Here is a 7534-nt window from a genome sequence, read left to right as displayed (position 1 = left end):
CGACCTGACTGTCCCGGCGGTATGGAGTTCGTAGAACCGCCGCCGGCTGTGGGCCCAGCATTCGGCAAGGCTCGGGCCAGCATTGCCCCCGTCCTTGCGGACGAGTTGGTTGTAGGCGGCGTAGCCGTCCACCTGGAGGATGCCGCCATAGCCGCCGAGATGCCGGTGCACGCATTCTCCGGATCGGCTGTCCTCAAACCGATAGGGCACCATGGGCGGTCCGCTGCCGCCGAAGGTGCTGTCGTCGCGGGCATAGGCCCAGAGCCAGGCCTTGTTCACGGTGCCGGTTCCGGGCGCGAGGGTCGGAAGGCCGGTCTCATCGGCGAAGACGCGCGGACCCTTCAGAATTTCGCCCAGCACATGCGCAGCGAGGATCTCCAGCTCGAAGCTGAACGGGTCGCTGCCGGCATCGCGCACCAGCGACAGCTGGCTGTCAGGTCCCTTGCGGAAGTCTACCGGCTGGTTGGCCAGATAGACCTTCACTCATGCCGAGCGCATCGCACGCAGGATCCGGCGCAGCGCAGCCTCGCTGGGGTCCGGGCCGACGCGGATCATCACCTCGCCCACCACGATCTCCACCACAGGCGCTGGCGCGCCCGCCGGGGCGTCCGCGTTCTGCTTCTTCAGGAAGGCCTTGCGCCAGCCGAACAGCTGCGGCGGCGAAATCCCCAGACGCCGCGCCAGCGCCGAAACATTCACGCCGGGCCCCAGCGCCGCCGCGACAGCTTGCGCCTTGAACTCATCCGACCATCGACGACGCTTCCCGACCGGTGCTCCGTCGAAACGCTCGATCACAGCCTCCACCAACTGCAAGCTACCAGTCGCAGGCATAGGCGTGGAACTAGTCGTAAACATGGAACCACGGCATCAGACCAACGCGACGAGCCTATCACGGAACGGCCGCAACGCTAACCCACGGGGTCTCCTTGCCGCTTACGGACCAGCGTTCTGCCACGGGTAGCATGGCAGGGCGCGGATCCTGGCCAGCAGACCGCTCTTTGCAATTTTCCATTCAGCGACGGCTTCACTGCCTGAGCATCCAATCCGTATGCATCGGACAAATAACGGATCCGTAAAAACTTTAAGTTATTCGCGCAAGGCAGTAACCGTATCAACCCTTACTGAGCCGCCACCGAGGAGGATCAATTCAGGACCGTTCCGGCTCAACTCGACACCCGTTATTCTACTATATGCCGCAACATCTCTTGGAGCAAGGCTTCTGCCGTCCTTCATCTCCTCAAGGCGAAAGCTATAAAATCCAGTCGCAAGCATATTGCCACTTGGATCCTCGCCGTGCCAACTCACCTCTCCTGAAATTGCTCCTGTGCTTTGCCGAAGAACTTCGTTGCCTTGGTCGTCAAGGGTAACAAGAAATGCAGTTTCGGCATCGGCAGTGCCTTCTATCTCCAGTGTCAAGGGTGTCTGATCAAACCACACAGGAGAGGTCGTCCGAACCTCACGGCCGATCCAGTTGGAAAACTGGCCCAGCTCACCGCCGTTGATATTTTGCAAAAGTTGCGTTAACAGGAGATTTGTTTGAACTTGTTGCTCAACTCCAGAAAAGGTTGCAAGCTGAACCGCAAAATCGGTGCTATTCATCGGATTGAGCGGATCCTGATTCTTGATTTGTGTCGTCAGCATCTTCAGGAACATTTCGAATTGATCTGCAGAGCCAGACTCGGATGGCGCACTGAAGGACTGGGATCCGCCTTCATATACATTGCCAGTCACAGAAGAGGTGTTCATATCCACGGAGCTTGACCTCCTATATCCTTATATCAATGCTGGTTCCCAAGCCGGTTCCCGAAGAAATCTTCGTGCCCCGAGGGTGAGAATCTTCAGGTACTCCCTGAAAATCCGTATTATCAAGTAATTTCAAGTCACTCATCGAGGCTTGGCTGTGTGCATCATCCCCATCTGATCCGCTTGAGAATGAAATATCAGTACCAGACAATCCGGATTCTTGAAGTTCTTTCGCTAGCAGATCCATGTTTCTCTTGAGAAGATACAATGTATCCAGCCTGTCCGCTACCACCGCTACTGTAGGATTCTCCCCGGGTGAGATCAAGATCCTGACCTTGCCCAACTCTATCGGGTCAAGAGCTATTTCGATCCCTCCGGTGCTGACCCTCGTAATTTTCTCGCATATCTGACGCACAACATGCTGCATCTCCAGATTCGGCAATGCATCACTTCTTATAAATCGCTGCCCATCAACCATAGGTAAATTCTTTATGTCAGAAACGTGCAAATTGGTGCCTGGATGGTCTAAGGTGGAAGGCTCAAAATGGTTACCAACGCTGTCAGGGAGAACTGCGTAGGAACCATTTCTTGGTAATGAAGTAACCTCTGGCCTGATGTGTTCAGCATGAGAGGGAGCTTCTACCTTTCGGTCGATAGGTTTGGAGGGCCTAGGAACGAGATCCTCGTAATCATAAATGTCGTATGTGAAGTATTGAGCCTCTTTGGTGCTGGAAGTCTTCTCTTCACCTGGATCGCCATGTAACGACTCATCCCAAGGGGTTTGGGACGTGATAACGCTATAGCGCACATGTTGTAGCTTTTTAATCTGATGATCGCTAGCATCCGCTATCTCAGATATGCTCTCTATACGTTTCGATTCCTCAAGGAGAGTGCTGGATACTAAGTAATTCTGTTTTGAATTGATCGCACACCCATAATCTTTCGTAGATATGCCTTTTTCTTCAATGGGTTGAGCGCTGATGGTGACCCATGGTAACTGATCGGCCGCTTCGCTAATATCACAGGAATTATCCTCATCCCTGCAAGTATCCGAGAGCTGCGCCTCGGGCAACTCCGCGATGATGTCATCAGGTATGGGCGTATTGATCAGGATCATGAAACCCGAGGATTCTAGGCTTTCCGAGCTCCCAACAGTGCTGCTCAGCCAGCCTGCAGCCGCTGTGAGGGGGGATCTCCATGCAACATCCATCTCCACCTGCGCACCCTCTATCATGGCAAAGCTGGACGCACATTACCATGGCAAGATTACCAAATATTTACTTCCATCGGTTAATGCTGCTTGCCGCAAAGAACTTCATCTATAGGAGGTTTCCACTTGAGCAGCGTTCAAGCACTAGACGCGGTCATGAGCACTGGCCCGAAGAAGTTGGGTTCGATCAATGGTCTTGAGCAGGCATTTCTGCAGGAAATGTTCAAATATGCTGGGCCTCAACAGTCCAAGAGCGAGTTCTGTGGCGGAATCGGTGAATCACAGATCTCGGGCATGCTCAATGACGTCTACGCCGAAGCTATCGCTCAACGAATCGACCTGCGCCTTCAGGTTCGCAACCAAGGGAGCAAATGATGATGGCCTTGCACCTGATAGAGCAGGTGAGAAGGGATCTTCTTGCGCTGAACCTCAAGCCAGCTCTAGAAAAAATTCAAGAATTTGAGAAGCTTGTCATCTCTGGAAGCATCCGAAGAGAGCACGCTGAGAAATGCGCGGACGTTCTGGGCGACATTCGGGTTCTCGCCGGCGCTGCATGCGATGGATTGGCGGCCGCCCAACGCCAGCTTGCCGAGATCGCGACCTTGTCGCGTCACCTGGATACCTATGATCGTCAAGGTCGCAGGATCGGCAACCGTGGCAATGGCCGACAGGACAGGATATTTTGATTAAACTTATCAACACTATTTGGTTGTCAGAAGGGCTCCGTCAGAAGTTTATTTACAAAGGACGGATAGATCGAACGGCATGACGCAGGTCATCAGGTTCGCCCTGTCGGTCGGAAGACCGCTCTTTTCTTGAAACGGGTCAGCTACCCACAATGGAGATTGAAATGTCCAGTATTCTGACAAATAATGGTGCGATGGTTGCATTGCAAACCTTGAAGGGTATCAATGCGAATCTGACGAAGGCTCAGAACGAAATTTCGACCGGCAAGAAAGTTGCCAATGCGCAAGACAATGCCGCTGTCTGGGCAATTTCGAAGGTCATGGAATCAGATCAGTCGACCTTCAAGACCCTTCAGAGCAACCTGAACCTGGCCGAGGCAGTGGTGACGACCGCCCGCACCGGGGCCGAGGACATTCACGAGCTTCTTGTCGAAATGAGAAACCTGGCCAGCAGCGCCGGCAGCGATGCGAATGATTTCGAAAGTGTTAATGATCAGATCGTGGCAAAGAGGGATCAGATCATTTCGATCATTGACGGTACCCAGATGAATGGGGTGAATCTCCTCAAAACGAACCCGATCGGCACTGCAACCTCCTTTAGCGTGCTGGCATCTCTTGATCGGACCGCCGGTACTGTCGCGACGACAGCCCAAACAATCACTGTCGATTCCGTTGACTTTGAAGCGGATATTGAGGCTGCCACGATTACCACCATTACGGATAGTACCACAGCCAGGACTGCGGTCGGAGAAATCGAGGCGTTGATCGATGTCGCAAAAAAAGGTGCGGCTGAACTTGGTACAGCGGCCAAGCGAATCAACGACCAATCGAACTTTGTATCGAAGCTGGCTGATTCTCTGACGGCAGGCATCGGTGCGCTGGTGGATGCCGATATGGAAGAGGCTTCAGCTCGCTTGCAGGCGCTGCAAACCCAACAGCAACTTGGAGTCCAAGCGTTGTCGATTGCCAACCAGGCGCCGCAAACTATTCTGTCACTGTTCCGTTGATCGAATAAGGGCGCCCGATGAGGCGCCCTTATTTCTTCACATGATTTAGAATGGATTCCTATACGTGAGCCTTTCCTCTCAGATCAGTACCGGACATTTCCGATCAAGGCACGTCCATACCAATCGCGATAACGAATATTTTGCGTTCTCTCAAGTTACCCAGACTCTGAAGAGAGCCTGCCAAAGCGGCGACCGATACCTTATGATTGAAGCTGCGCATTCAAGTAATCAGCTCTGGACAATCGTCGCTACGGACTTGATGCATCCAGAGAATACTTTGCCTTCAGATATCAAGGCTGGTCTTCTTTCTCTTGCCTTTTTTTCCCTCAAGCAAGGTCATCATGTCATATCGAGTGGTGTGCCTGCTGATCCATTGATTGAAGTAAATATGCGAATCATGAGAGGGTTGCGTGGGGAATCTGACCCATGATTTCTTCTCTTTTCACTTTCTCAGAGGGACGGTTTATTTATTAATGGCATTATTGTGGGGGTGATGATGGTGATATTGACCGTTCTCTCAAGCGTCAATGCGCTCTGATTGCATAGCGATGTTTATGGGGGTTATTCCATATCGCAGGCTTTGTAGATTTCTATCGCTCAGTTTTCTTCTCCATGGATTCCGCGAAGGTGAGAGCTCCAGATGTGCTTTCGAAGAGCTTAAAAACTATCATTAATGTCAATCGCCATATTTTTATGAGGCAAGGGTGCTGTTCCATGGATTCTACTTGAAGGCGGTGAATGAACCATGAGTTACAATGTTCAAATTGGTCCTGGAGGGTATGCGAGTTGGAAGATTCTGGAGCGCACCATGCTGAGGCAGCGTGGCGCATTATCGCAGGATCATGTGATCAGATCTTCTAAGGAATATTTTTCTCAAAGATTCCCTCTTGTGGAGACCGCCGATCAATTTGTGAACGACTACAGGATTCTGACGGTAGCGCTGCGTGCTTTTGGATTGGATTCCGACATTAGCAACAAGTATTTTCTCAAGAAGGTTCTTGAGGCAGACCCAAATGACAGTGGCAGCTTTATAAATAGATTGTCGGATAAGCGCTATCTGAGAATGAATCAGGCGCTATCATTCTACGCGCCTCTTGATGAGCGAGGAGGGGTGATTGATATTTCATCAATTATTGAAAAATACGAAATAAGATCTCTTGAAAAGAATATTGGGGGAAGATACCCAGAAATTGAATTGGCCTTGAACGCACGGCGAGAGCTCAGTGATCTTGCTGCTTCAGACGCAAGCGAGAATGTGAAGTGGTATCAGGTTCTTTCTTCCAAGCCTTTGCGGCGGGTTTTTGAGGTGGCCTATGGGCTTGGAGAGGGATTTTCCGCACTTTCTATCGATAGACAGCTTTATGAGTTGAAGGGAAGAACGGGAATTCTTACAGGCTCTAACGATGTGAGTCAATTTAAGTCGGATGAAGTGCTTGATATCATTCTCAAGCGTTTTCTGTTGAGAAGTCAGATCAACGTCTCACCTGTTGGCTCACGTTATGCTAACGCTCTCGTTCTGCTGGGCTTGCGACGGGTGTGAATTGCAAGGAGTGGTGATCCACCTGATGATACCGTATTGTGATGGATGTTCAATCGGTATCGCGAATGGCTTTCAGTGCATTGAGTGTAAGATATTGGCACTGATCTGCCCCCGGCGGTTCCTCGTTCATAACAAGAGTCTGTGGATTTAAGATTGGTAGTTGGTTCGGTCGTTCTGAGCAAATGCGCCGGGCGCGGAGTGAACCGCGCCGGGTTTTCCGGAGGCTCCAACTCCTGAGTAGGATGGAGCATCATGAGCAAGACGACGAACAAGTTTTCCCCCGAAGTGCGTGAACGCGCGGTGCGGCTGGTCTTCGATAACGAGGGGCAGCATGGGTCGCGATGGCAGGCGATCGTGTTGATTGCCGCGAAGATCGGCTGTTCTGCCCATACCCTGAACGAGTGGGTGAAGAAGGCCGAGGTCGACAGCGGCCAGCGGGCGGGGATCCCGACCGAGATGGCCGAGAAGATGAAGGCGCTGGAACGCGAGAACCGCGAGTTGCGCCAGGCCAACGAGGTTCTCCGCAAGGCGTCAGCATATTTTGCGATGGCGGAGCGCGACCGCCGGTCGAAGTGATGGTGGGCTTCATCGACGCGCATCGGAATGCGCACGGGGTCGAGGCGATCTGCGCGGTTCTGCCGATCGCCCCGTCCACCTACTATGAACGTCTGGCCAAGCGGGCCGATCCGGCCCTGCTGTCTGATCGGGCTCGCCGGGACGAGGCTCTCCACCCTGAGATCCTTCGGGTTTTCGAAGAGAACTGGCGGTTCTACGGCATGAGGAAGATCTGGCGGCAGCTTGGCCGCGAGGGTTTCGATGTCGCCCGCTGCACGGTAGCGCGGCTGATGAAGAGCATGGGCATTCAAGGCATTGTCCGGGGCAAGCCGCACCGGACCACGATCCCGGACAAGAAGGCGCCATGCCCGCTGGACAAGGTCAACCGCCAGTTTCGCGTGCCTGCGCCGAACATGCTCTGGGGTCGTCCATTGTGGCGCCATTGGTCCGAGCCCAATGGACGACGACTTCACCTATGTCGCCACCTGGAAAGGCTTCGCTTACGTCGCGTTCGTGATCGATGCCTATGCCCGGCGGATCGTCGGCTGGCGGGTCAGCACCTCGGCCCATGCGGGGTTCGTTCTCGATGCCTTGGAGCAGGCGGTTCACGAACGCCGCCCAACCAAGGGCATGGGGCTGGTCCACCATGGCGACCGCGGTTCGCAGTATCTGAGCATTCGCTACAGTGAGCGGCTGGCGGAAGCTGGCATCGAACCCTCGGTGGGCAGCGTCGGCGACAGCTATGACAACGCCTTGGCCAAGACGATCAATGGCCTCTTCAAGGCTGAGGTTA

The 7534-nt window shown here is 53.3% G+C and carries 8 protein-coding genes, 2 pseudogenes and 1 other annotated feature; of the genes and pseudogenes, 6 read left to right on the top strand and 4 right to left on the bottom strand.

Translation table 11 applies throughout. The annotated features are described in order from the left end of the window. The 4 genes and pseudogenes from BLT64_RS25400 to fliK form a co-directional block, all read right to left on the bottom strand. Positions 1–387 (bottom strand): annotated as a pseudogene (locus BLT64_RS25400) (IS66 family transposase); the annotation flags it as partial. A 96-nt stretch (positions 388–483) separates the two neighbouring features. Next, positions 484–795 carry a transposase gene (locus tag BLT64_RS25395; protein WP_198140497.1) on the bottom strand — a complete coding sequence of 104 codons (312 nt, stop codon included), beginning with the start codon at positions 793–795 and terminating at the stop codon, positions 484–486. Positions 796–1086: 291 nt separating this feature from the next. After that, positions 1087–1746 carry a flagellar hook assembly protein FlgD gene (locus BLT64_RS25390; protein ID WP_074810776.1) on the bottom strand — a complete coding sequence of 220 codons (660 nt, stop codon included), beginning with the start codon at positions 1744–1746 and terminating at the stop codon, positions 1087–1089. A 19-nt stretch (positions 1747–1765) separates the two neighbouring features. Beyond that, positions 1766–2860: a flagellar hook-length control protein FliK gene (fliK, locus tag BLT64_RS26160; RefSeq protein WP_164901588.1), complete on the bottom strand. Its 1095-nt coding sequence runs from the start codon at positions 2858–2860 to the stop codon at positions 1766–1768. 219 nt (positions 2861–3079) lie between these two features. Between fliK and BLT64_RS25380 the strand changes: the two genes are divergently transcribed. From BLT64_RS25380 to BLT64_RS25350, 6 genes and pseudogenes are all read left to right on the top strand, one after another. Further along, positions 3080–3328 (top strand): hypothetical protein, encoded by a 249-nt coding sequence (locus BLT64_RS25380; RefSeq protein WP_232290447.1) that lies wholly within the window; start codon positions 3080–3082, stop codon positions 3326–3328. Continuing rightward, positions 3325–3639: a hypothetical protein gene (locus BLT64_RS25375; RefSeq protein WP_011747919.1), complete on the top strand. Its 315-nt coding sequence runs from the start codon at positions 3325–3327 to the stop codon at positions 3637–3639. The genes BLT64_RS25380 and BLT64_RS25375 overlap by 4 nt, the downstream gene beginning before the upstream one ends. Before the next feature lie 164 nt (positions 3640–3803). Next, positions 3804–4646 (top strand): flagellin N-terminal helical domain-containing protein, encoded by an 843-nt coding sequence (locus tag BLT64_RS25370; protein WP_041530188.1) that lies wholly within the window; start codon positions 3804–3806, stop codon positions 4644–4646. 64 nt (positions 4647–4710) lie between these two features. Beyond that, positions 4711–5076 carry a flagellar biosynthesis regulator FlaF gene (locus BLT64_RS25365; RefSeq protein WP_074810772.1) on the top strand — a complete coding sequence of 122 codons (366 nt, stop codon included), beginning with the start codon at positions 4711–4713 and terminating at the stop codon, positions 5074–5076. Between the two features lie 315 nt (positions 5077–5391). Next, positions 5392–6186 carry a DUF1217 domain-containing protein gene (locus BLT64_RS25360; protein ID WP_011747916.1) on the top strand — a complete coding sequence of 265 codons (795 nt, stop codon included), beginning with the start codon at positions 5392–5394 and terminating at the stop codon, positions 6184–6186. Between the two features lie 252 nt (positions 6187–6438). Next, positions 6439–7534, top strand: a pseudogene (locus BLT64_RS25350) (IS3 family transposase); the annotation flags it as partial. Then, positions 6720–6836 (top strand) — a sequence feature (AL1L pseudoknot). It overlaps the preceding pseudogene by 117 nt.

Origin of the sequence: Paracoccus denitrificans (genome assembly GCF_900100045.1) — a bacterium.
In the GTDB taxonomy this organism is placed as follows: Bacteria; Pseudomonadota; Alphaproteobacteria; order Rhodobacterales; family Rhodobacteraceae; genus Paracoccus; species Paracoccus denitrificans.
Note: the sequence above shows the minus strand (reverse complement) of the source record. Positions and strands in the feature narration are given on the sequence as shown.